Raw genomic sequence first — 19,277 nt, 5'->3', positions numbered from 1 at the left:
GCCGGCGCCTCATCCGGTGGCCCTCACCATGCTCTGGCGGGCGGTACCGCCGAAACCGCCCCGTACCCCGCTGCTGCGGGAGGCAGAGAAACGATCCGGTAGCCGGCTGGCATCGAAGCGCCGGTCGAAGTGCGGGCCGCTCCCCGCGTTCAGGAAATGATGGTGCAGACGAACCTGCCGGGCGTCGCGTCCCGGTCCCAGGTGATGCCCCCGGGCGGTGAAGTAGTGCCAGCCCGCCATGTAGCTGCTGGTGCCGTTGAGGTTCTGCTCCGCCATGCCATAGACCGGCTGGAGCTGCGACTCGTCGAGGTCGGCCAGCGACTCGCCGGGCTCCCCGTCGAGTCGCCGGATCAGGGCATCGCCGACCATGAACCCCGAGGCCTCGGGGCGGGCCAGGCCATCCTCACCGACCCGGCAACCGATCACGCTCTCGGCACCGCACCATTGGTTGCCATCGCAGGCGGGACGGATACGAGCAAACTCCGCCTCGCAGGCGTTCAGGTGGGCATAGCTGGGTGCCTGGGAGAGGCCACGGCGGTGGGCCTCGGACTCGAGGGCCTCGCAGGTCACCAGGTCGAGTCCACTGCCCTGCGCGCAGGCCTCGGCGGAGTCGAAAAGGTGCACCTGGGAATGCAGCGGGTCCCAGCTATAGATGACCACGGGGGCCACCCCCATCAGGGTGAGGGTCAGCAGGGAGACGCGCTTCTGGGTGCGGACGGACGGAGCGATACCGTCCGCCTGGGAAGATTCGGCCATACCAACGTCCTTGTCGTCTTGCCAGTCGCCTCGGCGAGAGATCCCTTCGCCGGCGGCCCGGCATGCTAACCGAGCCGCCGACGGCTGTCCATGCAAACAGTAGAATAAGCTAATATCTTGCCACCCTTCTCAGCATCGACAAGGATGCTTAGACTCCCCCTGGGGCCCTTCCCCATCCTGCCTCGCCCGTACCTCGAATCCTTCGTGCGAGTCGGGATTAAAGGGCCCCCGCTATCGGCCGATATTCGGCAGGTGATCCTCGACCGTCGAGCCGCCTGCCGGCACGGCTAACGCCCTCCCCGGAGCCCGTTATGTCCATCGCCCGCTTCACGCCCTTCGAGCGGCTGTTGCTCACCAGCCGCCACCAGGCCGACACCGCCGCCCTGCTGTTGCTGGGCTGGGTGCTGGTCAACCAGGGGCCGGTGGGAGAGGATCAGCGCGCCCGGCTGGTGAGCCTGACCCGGGATTTTCGCCACGGCCATGACCTGGCGCCGCTGCTGGAGATCGCCGCCGCCCAGGACCTGGACGCCATCCAGCTGGCCGCCGAGGTGCTGCAGCGGGAGGCCCGCGGCGGCTACCCCTTCCTGCGCCTGGCCATCGCCCTGGCCGCCGGCCAGGGCGAGCCGAGCCCGGCCAACCACCATGTGCTGCGCTTTCTGGCCGACCTGCTGGGGGTCCCTCCCCAGGAGTTCGCCGCCCTCTATGAAGCCACCAGCCAGCGCCCGCTGCAGGAGCCCGCCGACCCCAGCCGCCACGCCTACTGGCAGCCCCGCTTCGAGGAGCGCGCCCGTCGGGAAGAAGCCCGGCGCCAGGCCGAGGAGCAGGCACGCCGGGCAGAACGGCAGCGGGAAGAGGAAAGACGCAGGAAAGAGGAAAGCGGGAAGAAGAGAGAGGGGCGAGGGAAGACCCATGAAGGCCGGGAAAGGCAGGAAGACGGGCGGCGCCAGCGGGAAGAGCAACGCCACGGGGAATCGCGGGATGGCCATCGGCGGCGGGAGGAGCAGGAGCGGCCACGCCATTACGCGCCCCCCGGGCGCCAGGGCCGTGCCCTCCAGGTGCTGGGGCTCGCCGAAGGCGCCAGCCGCCAGGAGATTCGCCGCGCCTACCGCCGCCTGGCCCAGGCCCATCACCCGGACCGCTTCCATGCCGAGGGCGAGGCGGTGATGGCCAGCGCCTCCCGGCGCTTCCAGCGCATCAAGCAGGCCTATGACTACCTGATGCGGGAGGTCTCCTGATGCGCGACCTCTACCGGCGCCTGGGCGTGCCCCCGGACAGCGACGGCGAGACCCTGAGCCGGGCCATCGCCGCCTGCGAGCACCGCACCCTCAGGCGCGATGCCGAGGCGGTCCTGGTCGAGGCCGAGCATCGCCGGGAGTACGACGCCCTGCACGCCACCCTCGGCGATATCGGCCGGCTGCGTTCCCGCCTGGGCCTGACCCACGGCGCTCACTGGCGGGATGGCCTGGCCGACGACTTCTCCGCCCCCGCCGACCTGGCCGGCTCCCACCATGAGGCGCTGATGCGGCGCCTGAGCCAGGCCGCCCTGGCCCATGATCGCTGGCGACGCGGCCGCGCCCTGGGGCTGGGCCTCGGCCTCTTCCTGCTCGGCCTGCTGGCCGGCGCCGCCACCTGTCACTGGCTGCTCGGCTGACGCCGCCAGGCAACCCCTAGCCGGTCCGGCGTACCACCAGCGCCACCGGCACGGAGACATGCCGCGGCGGCTGGCCGGCCACGGCCTCGCCCAGCAGGGTGACGCTGGTCGCGGCGATGGCGGCGATGTCCTGGCGTACCGTGGTCAGGTCGGCGGCCAGTACCGGCAGATCGTCGAAGCCGGTCACCGCGACCTGCCCGGGCACCTCGATACCGCGATCCTCCAGGGCCGCCAGGCAACCCAGCGCCAGCTCATCGGTCTCGCAGACCAGGGCATCGAAGGGTGGCGGCGCCTCGGCCAGCACTCGCATCAGGTGGCGATAGCCGGCCAGGGCATCGTCATGGACATGCGGCACGCTGATCGACCGTTCCGGCAAGCCGGCCTCGGCCAGGGCCGCCTGGTACCCCCCGAGGCGATGCTGGCGATGGGGCAGCCCCAGCTCGCAGCCCACGAAGGCGATGCGCCGGCGGCCCCCCTCGATCAGGTGGCGGGTGGCCAGGTAGAGGCCATGGCGGTCGTCCGGCGCCACCGAGAAGCCCTCGCCCGCCTCGCCGATGCGCACGAAGGGGATTCCCCAGGCTTGCAGGCAGGCGGGACGCGAGTCATCGGGAAACTCGCCCAGCAGGATGGCGGCCCCGGCCCGCTCGGGCAGCAAGGCCATCTGGTCGTGGGCGAAGAAGATCGGCACCATGCCCTGCTCGTGGAGGGCCAGGGTCAGGTGCTGGTAGAGCAGGATGTAATAGGGGCGCAGCTCGATCTCCTGGCGCCCCAGCGAGATACCCACCACCGCGCCCTTGCCGCTGATCAACTGGCGGGCGGCGGCACTGGGCCGGTACTCGATCTCGTGGCTGATCGCCAGGATCCGGTCACGCAGTGCCTCGCTGAGTCCCGGCTTGCCATTGAGCGCGCGGCTCACCGAGGCGATGGATACCCCGGCCCGCCGCGCGATTTCACGAATGGTCGCCGACTTCGACGGCTCTCTGCTCATGCCCCTGCCTCATCGCCCGGACGGACGGCGCCGGATCGGGCGCCGCCCCTGTGTCAGGCAGCCGATTGTGCCGAAAATCACCGACCTGCGCGAGCCATCGAATCCGGCAACGAGCCGGAGGCCTCGGGCTAGCCGGCCAGGACCAGGCTGCGATCCTCGGCATCCGAGGCGAAGCAGGCGTCGAGCACCCGCTGCAGTTCGGCGCCCCGAGCGAAGTCGGGCTGGCCGTTGCTGCCGCTTTCGATGCCATCGACGAAACGCCGGTAGATGCTGGGCGTGGGCGGCGCCGTCACGGTGCTCCAGCGCGCCGGATGGACGTCCTCGCCCAGGCACACCTGCACCTCGTCCCGGGCCTTGTCCAGGTCGATGCGCAGGGCGCCGCGGTCGCCATGGACGCTCAGGCCCAGGGAATTGTGGTGGCCGGTGGCCCAGCGGGTGGCCTGGAGGGTCCCCAGTGCCCCGCCGGCGAACTCCACCCGCATCAGCGCCGTGTCGTTGGCATCGAGCCGATAATCGCCGATACGATTGCCCGGCGCCTTGTCGAAGCACTTGAGCTTGCAGTTGACCGCGGTGATCTCGCCCACCGGGAAGCTCGCGAAGTCGAGGATATGCACCCCCACGTCGCCCAGCACCCCCTTGCTGCCGTGCTCCTCGGAGAGCCGCCACAGCCACTGGCTGTCCCGATCCCAGCGCCCCCAGGCATGGCTGACCAGCCAGCTCTGCCGGTAGCTGGCGTCCACGTGCCTCACCCGGCCGATGGCGCCGGCGGCGATCAGCTCCCGGGCATGCTGGATGGCCGGCGCATCGCGGTAGCTGAGGTTGATCATGTTGATCACCCCGGCCTCGCGGGCCGCCGCGGCCATCGCCTCGGCATCGGCTTGGTTGGTGGCCAGGGGCTTCTCGCAGAGGATGTGCTTGCCGGCGGCGATGGCGAGCAGCGAGGTCGCCTTGTGTACCCCATCCGGGGTGACGTTGCTTACCGCGTCGATATCGTCCCGGGCCAGCATCGCCTCGAGGTCGGTATAGGCCTCGGGGATACCGTGCGCCGCGGCGAAGGCGCGTACCTTGTCGCCGTCCAGGTCGCACACCGCCACCACCTCGACGCCCTCGAGGGCCGTGAAGTGCTTGGCATGTTCGCCGGCCATGCTGCCGGCACCGATGATCGCCAGTCGCATCACTTGAAGCCCTCCTCGCCGGGCTTGTGCAGGCTTTCTCCCTTCACTTCCACCGGGTTGGGCGCCTGGTCGGGCGGCACATTGGGGCAGCTATCGATCCACCGCGAGCCCTCGGGGCGCGCCCACTTGACCGCATTCCTGAGCACCAGGCGCACCTGGTCGTCGTAGTAGATCGGGTAGGTCTCGTGGCCGGGGCTGAAGTAGAAGATCTTGCCGTTGCCACGCTTGTAGGTCAGGCCGGAGCGGAACACCTCGCCCCCCTCGTAGGCACTGATGAAGATCACCTCGTCGGGGTTGGGCACCGCGAAGGGCTCGCCATACATCTCGGTGTGGGGCAGCTCGAGGTAGTCGCCCAGGCCCTGGACGATGGGATGGCCGGGGTTGACCACCCAGAGTCGCTCACGCTCGCCGGCCTCGCGCCACTTCAGCGAGCAGGTGGTACCCATCAGCCGCTTGAAGATCTTGGCGTAGTGGCCGGAGTGCAGCACCAGCAGGCCCATGCCCTGCAGTACCCGAGCCTGGACCCGGTCGACGATCTCGTCGCGCACCTCGCCATGGGCGGCATGCCCCCACCACAGCAGGACATCGGTGTGCTCCAGCACCGCCTCGGTGAGGCCGTGTTCCGGGTCCTGCAGGGTGACCGCACGGGCCTCGATGGCCTCGTCCTCGTTGAGCGCGGTGGCGATGCAGGCATGCATGCCATCGGGATAGATCCGTGCGACTACCTCGTTGGTCTGCTCGTGGACGTTCTCGCCCCAGACCGTGACCCTGATCGTCATTGACTGGCTCCTCCTGGTCGTGCCCTGACGGGCATGATGGGTGAATCCCCCGCGGGGACACGCCAAGAGTAAACGTTTACTCGATTGAACGTAAACGCTTACTCTCTACGACTTTCGCCCAATTTTGCAAGCCACGAGCGATACGAAAGAACCAGTGACCAAGCCGGCGAGTGCCGGCCGGGGCCAAGGGGTATGGGGTAATGACAAGTCAGTCGAGGGAGGGAGGGATTGGCGCCGTCGGGTTAACGCCCCGGGTCCGGCGAACCGCCGCTGGCACTGGTCTGGCCCTGCATGGATGGTCGGCGCCTACCGCCGCTGGCACTGGCCTGGATCTGCATGGATGGTCGGCGCCTGCCGCCGTCCCGGGTCGACTCGTTCGGGTTAACGCCCCGGGTCCGGCGAACCGCCGCTGGCACTGGTCTGGCCCAGGGGATCGGCGCTGCCCGCCTCCCCCGGGGCCCGACCCAGGCCATCGGCGCGGGGGGCCTGCTCCGGGCTGACCTCCAGGGGAGCCCCGCCGCGGCCCTCCATCTGCACGCTGAGCCGCGGCATGGCCATATCGCGGCCATCCTCCTCCATGCGCTGCTTGAAGCGCAGGTTGAAGGCCCGGGCCACGTCCCACTGCATCACCGGGGCGGTACGGATCCGCATGCGCAGCACCGCGGCGCCCTCCTCGAAGCGCTCCACCCCCTGCAGCTCCAGGGGCGACCAGATATGGTGGCGCATCATGGGGTCCTGGCGCAGGTCATCGGCCACCTCCCGCACCAGGGCGATGGCGTCGTCGATCTTCATCTCGTGGGGAATGCGCAAACGCATCAGGGCGATGCCGAACTGCCGCGACATGTTGTGGATGGAGGTGATCTGGCTGAAGGGGATGATATGCACGATGCCATCCAGGTCGCGCAGCCGCACGGTGCGAATGGTCAGCCCCTCCACGGTGCCCATGTGGCCGCCCAGATTGACGAAGTCGTCGATGGCCAGGGAATCCTCGATCAGGATAAAGAGCCCGGTGATCAGGTCCTGCACCAGGGTCTGGGCGCCGAAACCGATGGCCAGGCCGATCACCCCGGCACCGGCCAGCAGCGGCGTCACATTGACCCCCAGGTTGGCCAGGCCGACGATGGCGGCGATGATCACGATGGCGGCGAAGATGATATTGCGGATCATCGGCGTGATGGTCTGGGCCCGGGCGTTGTTGACCCGCCGCCCACGGGCCCGGGCCGAGGAGGTCAGGGCCCGCTGGATCGCCGTGTCGGCGAAGATCCACGCCAGCCAGGCCAGCAGTACCGTGAAACCGATGGCCAGCAGCGCCTGGCCGATGCGTGCGCTGGCCACCGCCTCGCCGCCGATGCCGATCAGCGAGGTGCCCCACACCTGCAGGGAGAGCTCGGCGAAGGCCAGCCAGGCGAGCAGATGTGCCAGGGCATAGCCGAAGCGCTCCAGGCGCCGGCGGTACTGGGAGATGCGCTTGCGCCGGGTCACCGTCTCGCTGTGGCGGCGGATCAGGCTGGTCACCACCAGGGTCAGGATCAGCAGCGCCGCGCTGGCCAGGGCCCGGGTCAGGGCGCCACCGGCATCCCCCACCGAGACGAAGATCGCCAGCAGCGAGGCCCCCACCATCAGCAGCGCCGGAATATGCCAGAGGCCTCCGAGGACCCGAATCAGCTCCTGAGCGGTATTGCTTTCGCGACGCTGGGCGTAGGGGCGGTTGCGAATCAGGTGCTTGATGGGGCGCTTGAAGCGCACCACGAAGAAGCCGCTGAGCAGCGCCGCCAGGGCATTGGATGACACCGAGAGAAAGCCCGCCAGGTCATCCCCCAGCAGCACGATCAGCCGCGAGGAGTCCAGGGCGTCGGCCAGGGCCACCAGGGCGCCGATCACGAACAGCCGGCGCAGCGCCCGCTGGCGCAGGTGCTGCACGGCCACGAAGCGGTGCCCCCGGGAGAACACCGAGATCACGACCTCGCAGGCCGCCGCCACCAGGCGCCCGCAGAGCGCCACATAGGCGATCACCAGGGCCAGGTCGCGCCCCGGATTGGGCGCCAGCGCCTGCCCCAGGGCCAGCGCCATCAGGAAGGCCAGCAGCCAGGGCAGCACCCGGCGCAGGAAATGCACCCCCAGCAACCAGGCCTTGGGCTCCCGGGGCAGGGTTCGCGGCCAGTCTCGACGCAGCGCCAGCCAGCGCCCCAGGCCCATCCACAGGCTCAACAGGGCCAGCCAGATCGCCAACATCACCGCCGCCTCGACGGCGAAGCGGGCGATCTGGGCATGGCTCGCCTCCCGGGCCAGGTCGGCGGCCTCCTCGCCGGCCTGGGCCAGTTGCTGCTGCCAGGCATCCAGGGGCGACTGGCCCGCCTCGGCCTGGTCACCCAGGTCGCTGAAGGTATCCGCCAGGGCCCCCAACAGGCCCTGGCGGGGCAGCTCGCCGCCGGGCCGCTCCAGTTGCGTGGTGGCCTCGCGCAGCTCCTTGAGCCGCTCCAGCAGGTCGCCTCGCCGCTGGCCATCCTCCAGGGTGGCGATCACCTCGTCCAGGGAGCGCCGCAGGGCCTCCGGATCGGCGCCCTCGGACGTGGCGGACTCGCCGGCCAGCCCCGGCAGGGTCAGGCCCTGCCCCTGGGCCGGCCCGGCCAGCGACAGCAGCATCAGGCACAGCAGCCAGCCCCCCAGCAGTGGCAGCAACAAGCGGGCAACAGGGGGGCGAGACATGGGCGACTCCGAAACGGGCAAGGGTATGCGGCAAGAGTAATGGACCCGCCGGCCCGGGAAAACCACCGGCGGTGATGACGAACCCGGCGACTATGGTAGGCTCGGAATCCGAGGCAGGTGAGGTCACGAGGAGTCCCCCCATGATGGAGCCGCAAGCCCCCCCACACCCCATCACCCCAGAGGGCCGGCCCCGCCGTGTCGGGGTAGAGATCGAGTTCGCCGGCATCGCCCCGGCCCAGGCCGCCGAGCTGGTGGTCGAGCGGTTCGGCGGTACCCCGCGACCGGTCAGCCCCCACCGCCTCAAGGTGGAGGGGGCCCGCTGGGGCGACTTCACCATCGAGCTGGATGCCAAGTATGCCCACCCGGACGCCAAGGTCACCGACCGTGCTCCCAAGGGCAACAGCGAGTGGGAGCAACTGCGCCATCAGCTGCGCCTCGACCTCCATCACCGCACCCGGGAGCTGATCGGCGACGTGGTGGCCGGACTGGTGCCCACCGAGGTGGTCTGCCCGCCGGTGCCCTGGGCGGAACTGGGCGAGCTGGATGCCCTCTTCGAGGGGCTGCGCACCCAGGGCGCCAAGGGCACCGATGCCAGTCTGCTCTACGGCTTCGGCCTGCATCTCAACCCGGAGCTGGCCGATACTTCGGTCACCGCCCTGCTGGCACACCTGCGCGCCTACCTGCTGCTGGCGGAGTGGCTGCGCCAGGATATCGATATCGATATCACCCGGGAGGTGCTGCCCCACGCCAACCCCTTCCCCAAGGAGTACGCCCTCAAGGTGCTCGATCCGGACTACGCGCCGGACCTGACCACCCTGATCGACGACTACCTGGTGGATAACCCCACCCGCAACCGGGAGCTGGACCTCTTTCCGCTCTTCGCCCACCTCTGCCCCGAGCACCCCAGCCCCCTGCTGAGTGGCGACCTGGTCAAGCCAAGGCCCACCTTCCATTACCGCCTGCCCAATGCCCAGCTCTCGCGCCCCGGCTGGGGCGCCGTGGAGGAGTGGAACCGCTGGCTGGAGGTGGAGCGCCTGGCCGCCGACGAAACGCTGCTGGCCGAGCGGGCCGCCGCCTTCGTGGCCCATCACCGCCAGTCGCCGATGACTCGCTGGCTCGACAAGCTGCGCGGCTGGATGGACGAATGACCCGCCCCCGCATCGGCATCACCACCTCGGATCACAAGAGCCGCATCGCCTGGTTCTTCGACTGGCTGGCGGTGTGGCGCCACGGCGGCCGGCCACTGCGCCTGTCGCCGTCGCGACCGGTACCAGAGGCCCTGGATGGGCTGATCATCGGCGGCGGCGACGATATCGAGGCGCACCTCTATGGCGGCGAGATGCAGCTGGACGTGCGGGTCGACCCGCAGCGGGACGAGCTGGAGCTGGCGCTGCTGGCGCGTTTCATTCCCCAGGGCTGCCCGGTGCTGGGCATCTGCCGCGGCGCCCAGATGATCAACGTCTATCAGGGCGGCACCCTGGATAGCGACATCTACACCACCCATCAGGGTCTCAAACGACGCCGCACCGTGCTGCCCCGCAAGACGGTGGATATCGTCGGCGGCAGCCAGCTGCACCGCATCCTCGAGGTGAGCTGGTGCCGCATCAACAGCCTCCACCACCAGGCGGTGCAGCAAACGGGCCAGGGGATCGAGATCGTGGCCCGGGATCGGGAGGGGCTGGTCCAGGGCATCGAATCCGCCCACCACGACTTCCTGATCGGCGTGCAGTGGCATCCGGAATGGCTGATCTTCAACCGCCCCCAGCAGCGACTAATTCGCGCCCTGGTGGATGCGGCTCGCCGTCATCAGGAGGCCTGGCAGGCGCAGACCTGAGTCACCCCATGTCTCGCAAGGCCGTCAATTTGGCCTCCAAAGCACGGGGCGGCGGGCCGCCGCTCTCTCCAAACCAGGATGCCTGGCAGGCGCAGACTTAAGGGTTCCGGCGCAACGCCGCCAGGGCCCGGGCCAGCGGCTCACCGCCGATCGCCCTGAGCCGTTCCATATTGCGCTCGGGAATCGCCTCGGGATCCGGGTAGGCGGCCAGGGCCTGCTCCAGGCTCGCCTCCCGCAGCAGGTGCAGCATCGGCCAGGGGGAGCGGTTGGTGTAGTTGGCGGGATCCTCCGGTTCGGCATCGGCGAAACAGTAGTCCGGGTGGAAGCTGGCCAGCTGGAAGATACCCTCGTAGCCCTGATCACTCATCAGGGTCTCGGCCAGGCCCAGGAAGTCCAGGTAGTCGTCGAAGGCCTCGAGGCCCTCGGGAATCACCAGCAGGCAGGTCTCGATATCGGGCCTCGCCTCGAGCTCACGGCAGGCGGCGATCAGCGCCGCCAGGGCCTGGGGCCAGTCGCCACCATCGATCACTCGGTAGTCGATACTGCCCCGCTGCACCTCGCGATTGGCGAAGGGGCAGAGGTTCTCGGCGACCACGAAGGTCTCCACCCAGGTGCGAGTGGCGGCGAGGCAGGCGTCGGAGGCGGTCATGGCAAGGGCTCGAACGGTGGGCGGGCAGGCAGTATACCCCTAGCGCATCTTGCATTCCGCCCTCGCCTGGTCGAGCATAATTGTAGAAATGCATTCCACGATATAATAGCGAGCTCCGGAGGCCACGATGAGCACACGTCCCCATGTCACCCTGCCGGCCGGCACCGACCAGACCACCGTCGATCTGCCAGCCATCGGCCAGGGCACCTGGTTCATGGGCGAGGGGCTGGCCCCGCGCCGCGACGAGGTGCGCGCCCTGCAGCAGGGGCTGGAGCTGGGCCTGTCGCTGATCGATACCGCCGAGATGTATGCCGAGGGCGGCGCCGAGGAAGTGGTGGGCGAGGCCCTGCTGGGACGCCGCGACCAGGCCTTCCTGGTCTCCAAGGTCTACCCCTGGAACGCCGGCCGTGACAGCGCCATCGCCGCCTGCGAGCGCAGCCTCCGGCGCCTGGGCACCGACTACCTGGACCTCTACCTGCTGCACTGGCCCGGTTCGATTCCCCTGGAGGAGACCCTGGAGGCCTTCCAGCGGTTGCAGGAGGCGGGCAAGATCCGTCGCTTCGGGGTCTCCAACTTCGACGTGGACGAGCTGGCCGCCTTCCATGGCCTGCCCGGCGGTGAGGCCTGCGCCGTCAACCAGGTGCTCTACCACCTGGGCTCCCGGGGCATCGACCATGCCCTGCGCCCCTGGATGCGCGAGCGCAACATGCCGGTGATGGCCTACTGCCCCCTGGCTCAGGCCGGGCGCCTGCGTCGCGACCTGCTGAGCCAGCCGGCCCTGCTGGAGGTCGCCGGCGAGCTGGGCATCACCCCCGCCCAGGTGCTGCTGGCCTGGGCGATTCGCGCCGAAAACGGCCGCCGCGAGGTGATCGCCATTCCCAAGGCGGTGCAGCCGGAGCATGTGGAGCAGAACGCCAGGGCGCTGGATATCGCCCTCGGCGACGAAGCCCTGGCGCGCCTGGAGGCGGCCTTCCCGGCACCGACGCGCAAGTTACCGCTGGATATCGTCTAAGAACGGGATCCGGGAATCGGGAAGTCAGAGCTCGCCTCGCCGGGAGGCGAGGCGATCGGCCAGGCGGGTGGGCTCGGGGAGCTTGGTCCTGCCCAGGCAGCGCACCACCCAGTCGCGGGCCGTGCCGATGCCCAGGCGGTGCCCCGGGGAGACATAGATCGGCTTGACCCCGGCCCGGGAACGCAGCACTACGCCGAGGGGCTCGTCGCCGTCGATCAGGGCTGCCCAATCGCCGCGCTCGGGCCCCACCTCGTGATGACGCCCACAGAGCCGCGACTTGGCCACGCCGATGGTCGGCAGGTCGAGCCACAATCCCAGGTGGGAGGCCACGCCGAGGCGACGCGGATGGGCGATGCCCTGACCATCCACTATCACCAGTTGCGGGCGAATCGTCAGGCGGGCGAAGGCACCGAGGGCGGCGGGCACCTCGCGAAAGGAGAGCAGGCCCGGGACATAGGGCCAGCGGGTGGGCTCCCGGTGCAGGACCCGTTCGACCAGGGTCAGTCCCGGGGCGGGGGCCTCGGGCGACCAGGCCAGTACCACCACAGCGGCCCGGGTGATGGCGCCCCCCTCCTCGAAGCCGATATCGACGCCGGCGATATGGGTCACCGCATCCAGGCGGTCGTGGCGCTCGACGTCCACGGCCAATTGGCGCTGCAGGGCGATGGCCTGGCGAGGCGTCAGCGACCAGTCGTGCAGGGGCGTTCTACCCATGGATCGACCGATGACTTATTCGCAGAAGCCCCAGCCCTCCAGCAGCATGCGCAGCTTCTCGACCCGGGCGCGATTCTTGCCCAGGTCGCTGATGCCCAGCCGCGAGGCACTGCGCACATGACAGACGCCCTCTTCCTCGCTCCACAGCAGTTCCAGGTCATCGACGAAGCCCAGGGCCGAGTGACATTCGGCATGCAGGTAGGTGTCGCTGGCGGTGATCACCTCCGCCTCCTCGCAGCCCATCAGGGCGGTCTTGAGGCGACGCATCATCTCGGCGGGGCAACGCTCACCCGGCTCCAGGGGATCGATATAGTGGGCCGCGTCCTCGGCCTGGCTGGAGACGCTGTTGCGGGTGGGGGAACAGGCCGCCAGGCGCCCCTGATGAACGCCGATCTCTTCCGGGCGCTTGCTGGTCAGTGGGTTGGTCAGCATCGAGGCCTCCTCGCGCAGTGGGCTGCGCATCATGGTGGTGTCGTGGTCGGCAGAGGCATCGCTCCTGCCATCGGCCCTCTCCCGGAACCTTATGTGAAAATATTTTCCATAAACCTTTCCGTGTCAAGTCTTGCGACGATCCGAGCTCCTTGCCCCTGGCTTTTTCGACCTTGGTCTATCCCAGTCAACGCCACTCCCCCGGCCACTGCAAGCCGGGTCCGTCAACGGCCCGAGTCGGTCCCGGCACCGGCGACGACAGCCCTAGCCTGGCATGGCAAGATGACCCCCTCGGGTCAGCGCCTCGCGACCCGCCTGGATGGACGGCGCGACGGTCAACGCACCCGCGCCCAGGGAGAACAAGGACCCTTGCCGTGAAGCTGATTCACACCTCGGACTGGCATCTCGGCCAGACCTTCCATGGCCAGGAGCGCCATGCGGAGCATCGCGCCTTCCTCACCTGGCTGCTCGACACCCTGGTGGAGCGCCAGGCCGACGCCCTGCTGGTGGCCGGCGACCTCTTCGACGTGGTCAATCCCTCGCTGCGCGCCCAGGAGCTGCTCTACGACTTTATCGTCGAAGCCCACGAGCGGCTGCCGACCCTGGACATGGTGCTGATCGCCGGCAACCACGACAGCGGCAACCGCATCGAGCTGCCGGCACCGCTGATGAAGCGCTTGCGCACCCATGCCGTCGGCCGGGTGCGCTGGCTCGACGACGGCCACCTGGACGCCGAACGCCTGCTGGTACCGCTCACCGATGCCACGGGGGAGATACGCGCCTGGTGCCTGGCACTCCCCTTCCTGCGCCCCGCCGAGGTCACCGGCGGCGGCCTGGCGGCGGATCCCGCCGAGGAGGCCGGCAACGACTATGTGGGAGGAATCGAGCGGGTACATCGCCAGCTCTTCGACGCCGCCCTGAGACAACGCCAGCCGGATCAGGCCCTGGTCGCCATGAGCCATGCCCACCTGCATGGCGCCGCCGTCTCCGAGGCCAGCGAGCGACCCATCGTGATCGGCGGCGAGGAGTCCCTCTCCGCCACCCTCTTCCCCGCCGAGATCGCCTATGTGGCCCTCGGCCACCTGCACCGCCCCCAGCGGGTGGGTGAAGCGCGCATCCGCTATAGCGGCAGCCCCCTGCCCCTGGACTTCAGCGAGGTGAGCTACCCTCACCAGGTGGTGGAGGTGACCCTGGCCGGCGCCGCGCTGGCCGGCGTGGAGAGCCTGCCGATTCCCCGCCCGGTGGCCATGCACCGGGTCGGCCCCGCCTCCCTCGAGACGGTGCTGGCCGAGCTGGAGACCCTGCCCCAGGACCCGGCCCTGCCCCAGGAGCAGTGGCCCTGGCTGGAGGTGCGGGTGGAATTGGAGGCTCCGGTCCCCGACCTGCGCGCGCGTGTCGATGCCGCCCTGGAGGGCCAGGCACTGCGCCTGCTGCGCCTGGAGCGACGCCTGCCTCGAGGCGATGACCAACCGGGCGCGGCCCGGGTCGACCTCGCCTCCCTGGGCCCGCGCCAACTCTTCCAGCGTACCTGGGAGCGCCACTGGGACGCCCCGCCGGATGCGGCGGTAATGGCCGACTTCGATCGCCTGCGCCAGGACGTCCTCGACGGGGAGGAAACGCCATGAGAATCCTCGCCCTGCGCCTGCAGAACCTGGCCTCCCTGCCCGGCCCCCTGGAGCTCGACTTCACCGAGTCGCCGCTGCGCGACGCCGGCCTCTTCGCCATCACCGGCCCGACTGGGGCGGGCAAGAGCACCTTGCTCGATGCCCTCTGCCTGGCCCTCTATGGCAATACCCCTCGGCTGCGCCAGGCCCCCGGCCGGGAGGCGCCGCTGCCCGACGTGGAGGGCGAGACGGTCGGCACCGCCGACCCCCGCACCCTGCTGCGCCGGGGTTGTGCCAGCGGCCATGCCGAGGTCGACTTCCTGGGCCGCGACGGCCGTCGCTACCGGGCCCGCTGGGCGGTGCGCCGCGCCCGTGAGAAGGCCGGGGGGCGGCTGCAGGCGGTAGAGCAGTCGCTCACCGACCTGGACGACGATCGACTGCTGACCACCCAGAAGCGCGAGTTCGCCGAGCTGCTGCCCCAGCGGCTGGGGCTGACCTTCGACCAGTTCACCCGCGCCGTGCTGCTGGCCCAGAGCGAGTTCGCCGCCTTCCTCAAGGCCGACGACAACGAGCGCAGCGACCTGCTGGAACGCCTCACCGGTACCGCCGAGTATTCGCGGATCTCCATCGCCGCCTACCGCCGTGCCAGCGAGGCCCGCAAGGCCGTGACCGAACGGGAGGCCCGGCTCGCCGACGACCTGCCCGCCGAGGCCGAGGCCCGGGCCGAGCTGGAACAGGCGGCCAAGGCGGCCGAATCCCGCCTCGCCGAGCTCAATCGGGAGGCCACGGCGCTGGAACGGCGCCGCCAGTGGCATGCCACGGAGCGGCGCCTGAGTGAGGCCTACCGCCAGGGCCTGGCGCAGCAGCAAGAAGCCGAGCGACACTGGCAGGCCTTGGGCTCCGCCCGCGCCGAGCGGGAGTGGCGGCGCCTGCTCGCCCCCCAGCGCCATGCCCTGGCACGCCAGGCCGCCCTGCCCCAAGAGCTCGCCACCCTCGAGGCCGACCAGGCCGAGACCCAGCAGGCCCTGACCGAGGCCGAGACCAAGCGGCAGCACACCGCCGCTACCCTCGACCAGGCCAAGGCATCGCTGGCGGCGGCCCTGGCGTCCCGCCAGGCCGCCGAGCCCGAATTACGTATCGCCCGTGAGCAGGCCCAGCAACTGGCCGGCCTGGAGCAGGAGCTGGCGACGCTGACCCGGACCCGTCGGGAACGGCAGGCCGAAGCGACGCAACTCGCGACCCGCCGCCAGGAGCAGCTCGACGCCCAGCAACAGCTGGTGCAAGAACGCGACCGCTGGCAGGCCACCCTGACCCGCCTGCTGGGCGATCATGACGATCGTGATGCCGCCCGCCGAGCGGTTCAGGAGCGCCATGACCGGGCCGCCCGCCGCCGGCTCGCCCTGGGGGAACTGGCCAGCCGCTGGCAGGAGAGCCAGCGCGCCGAGCACCAGCGTCAGGAGCTCGTCCGGCAACGCCAGGAAGAGACCCGGCGCCGCGAAACCCTGCTCGCGGAGGGCCATGCCGCCCGCGAACGGCTGGACCATGCCCAGTCCCACCTGAACAGCGTCTCGGTCCTGATCGAGCGGCAGCGGGCGGTACGCAGCGAGAGCGTGGCCCGGCTCCGCGAGACCCTGGCGGAGGAGCAGCCCTGTCCGGTGTGCGGCGGCCTCGACCACCCCTACCGCCAACGCCCTCCCGCCAGCCCCGAGGCCGCCCAGCTCGCCGCCCAGGAAACCGAAGAGGAGCGCCAGTTGGGCGAGGCCCGGGAGCGGCTCGACCAGGCGCAACGCCAGCACCAGGAACGGGTGGGCGACTACCGCATGGCGGAACGTGCCCTGAAGCAGTTGGCCAACGGCCTGGCGGCGGCCGAACGGCGCCTGGCGGCGGCCAACCAGGCGCTGGAGGCAGAGCCGCTATGGGAGGAGCTGGCCGCCATCGCCGTCGAAGCCCGGGATGCCTGGCTAACGTCCCAGCAACAGGCCAGCGAAGACGAGCGTGATCGACAGGCCGAGGCGCTGGCCGTCTTCGCCGAGGCCGAACGCGCCCTGGCCCCCATCGATGAACGACTGCGCCGGGGCGAGATCGAGTCAACCCGGCTCGAGACCCGGCGCCAGGGCCTCGACCAGGAGCTGGCCAAGCTGGAGGCCCAGCTGCCTCCCCTGCACCAGGCACAGGAACGCCTCGATACCGAGCTGCGCGCCCGCCTGGGCGATTACCCCAGCGCCGATGCCTGGCAACAGCAGCTGGAGCAGCAACAGGCCCAGGCCACCCAGGCGCGGGACACCGCCCTCACTCACCACCACGCCGCCGAGCAGGCATGCCAGCGCCTGGCCCAGCGGCGGGAACACGAGGCCGAGCGCCTGGCCCAACTGCGCCGGGAGCAGGAGCAGCTGACTCAGGAGCTGAGCGCCTGGCGGCGGGGGCATCCCGAGCTGGACGACGCCACCCTGGCCCGCCTGCTGGCCCAGTCCGAGGACGAGGCCAGGGCCCAGGAGCAGGCCCTGGACGAGGCCGAGCGCCACCGCCAGCAGGCCGCCGCCACCCTCACCGAGCGCCGCCAGCAACTGCTGGCCCAGCGCCGTGAAGTCGCCCCGGAGGCCGAGGAAGAGGCCCTGCTGGCCGCGACCTGGGACGCCGAATTGGCCCGGCAGGGCGAGGCATTAACCGAGGCGCAGGATATCCTGGTGCCCCGGGTGCAGGAGGCCCAGCAGGCCCGCGATGCCGCCGTCTATGCCCTGAATGACGATGACCGCAAGCGTGCCCGCCAGCGCGAGGGCCAGGCCGAGCTGGAGGCGGCCCGCGCCGAGTATCGCCGCTGGGGGCAGATCAGCGAATTGATCGGTTCCGCCGACGGCAAGGCCTTCCGGCGCATCGCCCAGGCCTACAACCTGGAGCAGCTGCTGGAGCACGCCAATGCCCACCTGGGCAGCCTGAGCCGCCGCTACCGCCTGATTCGCGGCGGCAGCGAACTGGGCCTGCTGGTGGTGGATCACGACATGGGCGACGAGACCCGCTCGGTACACTCCCTCTCCGGCGGCGAGACCTTCCTGGTCTCCCTGGCCCTGGCCCTCGGCCTCGCCTCCCTGGCCTCCGGAGAGCTCACCATCGAGTCGCTGTTTATCGACGAGGGCTTCGGCAGCCTCGATCCCCAGTCCCTGGCCCTGGCCATGGAGGCCCTGGACGGCCTCCAGGCCCTGGGCCGCCGGGTCGGGGTGATCTCCCATGTGCAGGAGATGCACGAACGCATCCCGGTGCAGATTCAGGTAGCACCGCTGGGCAACGGCACCAGCCGCGCCCGGCTAGTGGGCGTCTAGACAGCAGGATTCACAAGGCTACGGAGGCGACACCATGCATATCGGTATCCTGACCCTGCGACTCTCGCTGCCCGGCTGTCGCTCCCTCAAGGAGAAGCGCCAGCGCATGGGTGGCCTCCATGAACGCTTCGGCCGCCACCCGGCGATAGCGGTCTGCGAGAGCGGCGACCGGGTTCGCCTGGAAGCCAGCGAGCGGACCGTCGTGGCCGCGGCCACGACACCGCAAAAGGTGGAGTCGCTGCTCGCGGAGATCGAAGACAAGATCCAGCGCGGCGTGGGCGGGCGGGTCATGGCGACGACCCGGGAACTGCTGTCGCGACCAGCGCTTATGGTGCGAAGGCCTCATTCAGCCACTTGATGAAGTTGCGCTTGGCCTTGAACTCTCTACGCAGCTCAATCAGGGCCTGGGCGAAGGCCTGCCGATGGGCCGTCGTTGCCAGGGTGCCATGCAGCTCCTGCAACAGGGCGATCCCTTCCCGGTAGCTCTGGTTATTGGTGTTATGGACGAGCGTGCGCACCAGGCGCAGATAGAGCGGTAAGCTGTCATGGGGCTCATTCAGGGCCCGCGCCAGATTCAATAGCAGCCCTCCGGCCACCGGCCTGTCGGTGCACAGTGCCAGGGCATCGGCCAGGCGCTGCTCGAAGAGATAGATCTCCAGCAGGCTATTCACCGCCTGGGGCACAACGGTCCAGCGGCTCTTGGGCGCCTCATCGAGCCTGGCAGCCAACCAACCGTGGACACGCTGGCGGTAATCGGTGGCCAGGCCATGCTCCTCGGCCAATGCCAACAGGTGGCGGTAATCCTCCAGCCGCTGCGTCGCCTGGTAAATCTGCCACTGAGAGCTCCACTGCCACCTCGCCCTCGCCGCGATGCAGCAACAGGCGTACCCGCAAGCGTTCCCGCTCGAGACGGCAGTGAGGGTAACGTTTGTCCTCGACCTTGGCCGCCTGGGCCAGCCAGGTTTCCACCTGCTCCCAGGCGTCGTGGGCCATGCACAGCTCGGCGATTTCCAAATAATCCTGAGCCTTGATAGCGCTCTTCTGGTGTAGCGCCAGGATGGCGGGAAAGTCACCGCACGCTTCGGCGCGCTCGAGCAAGGGACCACGCAGGCGCAGGTAGCGGTACTGCTCCGACCAGTCGGCGCCAGGGGACAGGCTCGGCAAGGCATCCCAGGCCTGCTGCAGGCAGGCATGGTAGGCCTCCCGCCCCTCGCTACCCAGGGCCTCGGCATAGGCACCGGGAATCTCTGGATAGAAGTCATAGTGATCGCCGAACGCCTTGTCATAGAGATAGGCCGCCAGCGTCTCGGCGGGCCAGTCGAGCCGCGCCACGGCCTGGACATGCAGCCTCTGCAGGGTCCCTTCGCAGTGGTAGCGGAAACCGCCGGAGTCATCGATGGTTTCCAACGCCCGGCCCAGGCGTGACAGCGCGTAGTCTACCAGGGGCAGGCACTGCTCCGCAGAAACCTGCGGCGCCTGTTCTGCAAGCTGATCGACGACGGCTTCCGCCTTGGCGAAATAGGCACTCACCTGGCCATAGCGATACAGATCGCGGTTGATCGGGAACGCCGCGGTAATGCGCTTTTTCAGGCTCTTCGTCGTTGGGTGTGGAATTTGCCCCCTGAACTGGCCCAGGATATGACCTCCACATGGACAGGAGGTAGAG

18 protein-coding genes are annotated in these 19,277 nt (G+C 69.6%); 8 read left to right on the top strand and 10 right to left on the bottom strand.

What is annotated here, in order from left to right:
• Window positions 1-9: 9 nt before the first annotated feature.
• Window positions 10-756, bottom strand: a complete 747-nt coding sequence (locus tag IHD13_RS14930; protein WP_195861825.1) for a DUF1190 domain-containing protein — start codon at window positions 754-756, stop codon at window positions 10-12.
• A gap of 311 nt (window positions 757-1,067) precedes the next feature.
• Between IHD13_RS14930 and IHD13_RS18480 the strand changes: the two genes are divergently transcribed.
• Together IHD13_RS18480 and IHD13_RS14920 are read left to right on the top strand one after the other, a co-directional pair.
• Window positions 1,068-1,991: a J domain-containing protein gene (locus IHD13_RS18480; RefSeq protein ID WP_195861824.1), complete on the top strand. Its 924-nt coding sequence runs from the start codon at window positions 1,068-1,070 to the stop codon at window positions 1,989-1,991.
• Entirely contained in the window at window positions 1,991-2,407 is a 417-nt protein-coding gene (locus IHD13_RS14920; protein WP_195861823.1) for a hypothetical protein, read from the top strand. The genes IHD13_RS18480 and IHD13_RS14920 overlap by 1 nt, the downstream gene beginning before the upstream one ends.
• 16 nt (window positions 2,408-2,423) lie before the next feature.
• On the opposite strand, the gene IHD13_RS14915 is transcribed toward IHD13_RS14920, so the two are convergent.
• From IHD13_RS14915 to IHD13_RS14900, 4 genes are all read right to left on the bottom strand, one after another.
• Window positions 2,424-3,395: a LacI family DNA-binding transcriptional regulator gene (locus IHD13_RS14915; protein WP_195861822.1), complete on the bottom strand. Its 972-nt coding sequence runs from the start codon at window positions 3,393-3,395 to the stop codon at window positions 2,424-2,426.
• A 128-nt stretch (window positions 3,396-3,523) separates the two neighbouring features.
• Complete coding sequence (locus IHD13_RS14910; RefSeq protein ID WP_230086352.1) at window positions 3,524-4,570, bottom strand: Gfo/Idh/MocA family protein; 1,047 nt, start codon at window positions 4,568-4,570, stop codon at window positions 3,524-3,526.
• On the bottom strand, window positions 4,570-5,349 hold the full coding sequence (locus tag IHD13_RS14905) for a ThuA domain-containing protein (protein WP_195861820.1): 780 nt from the start codon (window positions 5,347-5,349) through the stop codon (window positions 4,570-4,572). Before IHD13_RS14905 ends, IHD13_RS14910 begins: the two co-directional genes overlap by 1 nt.
• Window positions 5,350-5,730: 381 nt before the next feature.
• Window positions 5,731-8,055 (bottom strand): mechanosensitive ion channel family protein, encoded by a 2,325-nt coding sequence (locus IHD13_RS14900; RefSeq protein WP_195861819.1) that lies wholly within the window; start codon window positions 8,053-8,055, stop codon window positions 5,731-5,733.
• Between the two features lie 143 nt (window positions 8,056-8,198).
• Between IHD13_RS14900 and IHD13_RS14895 the strand changes: the two genes are divergently transcribed.
• Both IHD13_RS14895 and IHD13_RS14890 read left to right on the top strand, forming a co-directional pair.
• Complete coding sequence (locus IHD13_RS14895) at window positions 8,199-9,203, top strand: amidoligase family protein (protein WP_195861850.1); 1,005 nt, start codon at window positions 8,199-8,201, stop codon at window positions 9,201-9,203.
• A complete protein-coding gene (locus IHD13_RS14890) occupies window positions 9,200-9,889 on the top strand; it encodes a gamma-glutamyl-gamma-aminobutyrate hydrolase family protein (protein ID WP_195861818.1) in 690 nt (229 codons plus the stop codon). The genes IHD13_RS14895 and IHD13_RS14890 overlap by 4 nt, the downstream gene beginning before the upstream one ends.
• Before the next feature lie 97 nt (window positions 9,890-9,986).
• Here IHD13_RS14890 and IHD13_RS14885 read toward each other — a convergent pair whose 3' ends face one another.
• Window positions 9,987-10,538, bottom strand: coding sequence for a DUF1415 domain-containing protein (locus tag IHD13_RS14885; RefSeq protein ID WP_195861817.1), 552 nt, complete (start codon window positions 10,536-10,538; stop codon window positions 9,987-9,989).
• A 127-nt stretch (window positions 10,539-10,665) separates the two neighbouring features.
• Here IHD13_RS14885 and IHD13_RS14880 point away from each other — a divergent pair, with 127 nt between their 5' ends.
• Window positions 10,666-11,550, top strand: a complete 885-nt coding sequence (locus tag IHD13_RS14880; protein ID WP_195861816.1) for an aldo/keto reductase — start codon at window positions 10,666-10,668, stop codon at window positions 11,548-11,550.
• A 24-nt stretch (window positions 11,551-11,574) separates the two neighbouring features.
• On the opposite strand, the gene nfi is transcribed toward IHD13_RS14880, so the two are convergent.
• Window positions 11,575-12,264, bottom strand: a complete 690-nt coding sequence (gene nfi / locus IHD13_RS14875; protein WP_195861815.1) for a deoxyribonuclease V — start codon at window positions 12,262-12,264, stop codon at window positions 11,575-11,577.
• A 15-nt stretch (window positions 12,265-12,279) separates the two neighbouring features.
• Window positions 12,280-12,729, bottom strand: a complete 450-nt coding sequence (locus tag IHD13_RS14870) for a DUF1499 domain-containing protein (protein ID WP_230086351.1) — start codon at window positions 12,727-12,729, stop codon at window positions 12,280-12,282.
• A 338-nt stretch (window positions 12,730-13,067) separates the two neighbouring features.
• Here IHD13_RS14870 and IHD13_RS14865 point away from each other — a divergent pair, with 338 nt between their 5' ends.
• Genes IHD13_RS14865 through IHD13_RS14855 form a run of 3 tightly spaced genes read left to right on the top strand, consistent with a single transcriptional unit; the run spans window position 13,068 to window position 17,969 of the window.
• On the top strand, window positions 13,068-14,318 hold the full coding sequence (locus tag IHD13_RS14865) for an exonuclease SbcCD subunit D C-terminal domain-containing protein (protein WP_195861814.1): 1,251 nt from the start codon (window positions 13,068-13,070) through the stop codon (window positions 14,316-14,318).
• Window positions 14,315-17,611, top strand: coding sequence for an AAA family ATPase (locus IHD13_RS14860; protein WP_195861813.1), 3,297 nt, complete (start codon window positions 14,315-14,317; stop codon window positions 17,609-17,611). The genes IHD13_RS14865 and IHD13_RS14860 overlap by 4 nt, the downstream gene beginning before the upstream one ends.
• Before the next feature lie 34 nt (window positions 17,612-17,645).
• Window positions 17,646-17,969, top strand: coding sequence for a DUF503 domain-containing protein (locus IHD13_RS14855; protein WP_195861812.1), 324 nt, complete (start codon window positions 17,646-17,648; stop codon window positions 17,967-17,969).
• On the opposite strand, the gene IHD13_RS14850 is transcribed toward IHD13_RS14855, so the two are convergent.
• Both IHD13_RS14850 and IHD13_RS14845 read right to left on the bottom strand, forming a co-directional pair.
• Window positions 17,938-18,294, bottom strand: coding sequence for a hypothetical protein (locus tag IHD13_RS14850; RefSeq protein WP_195861811.1), 357 nt, complete (start codon window positions 18,292-18,294; stop codon window positions 17,938-17,940). The two genes, IHD13_RS14855 and IHD13_RS14850, sit on opposite strands and share 32 nt — an antisense overlap.
• 25 nt (window positions 18,295-18,319) lie before the next feature.
• Window positions 18,320-19,277 (bottom strand): hypothetical protein (locus tag IHD13_RS14845; protein WP_195861810.1); only part of this gene is annotated, 958 nt, incomplete at its 5' end.

The organism is Halomonas sp. 328, from assembly GCF_015645095.1.
GTDB lineage: Bacteria > Pseudomonadota > Gammaproteobacteria > Pseudomonadales > Halomonadaceae > Bisbaumannia.
The sequence above is the reverse complement of the archived record's forward strand: the minus strand, read 5'-3'. Positions and strand labels throughout refer to the sequence as shown.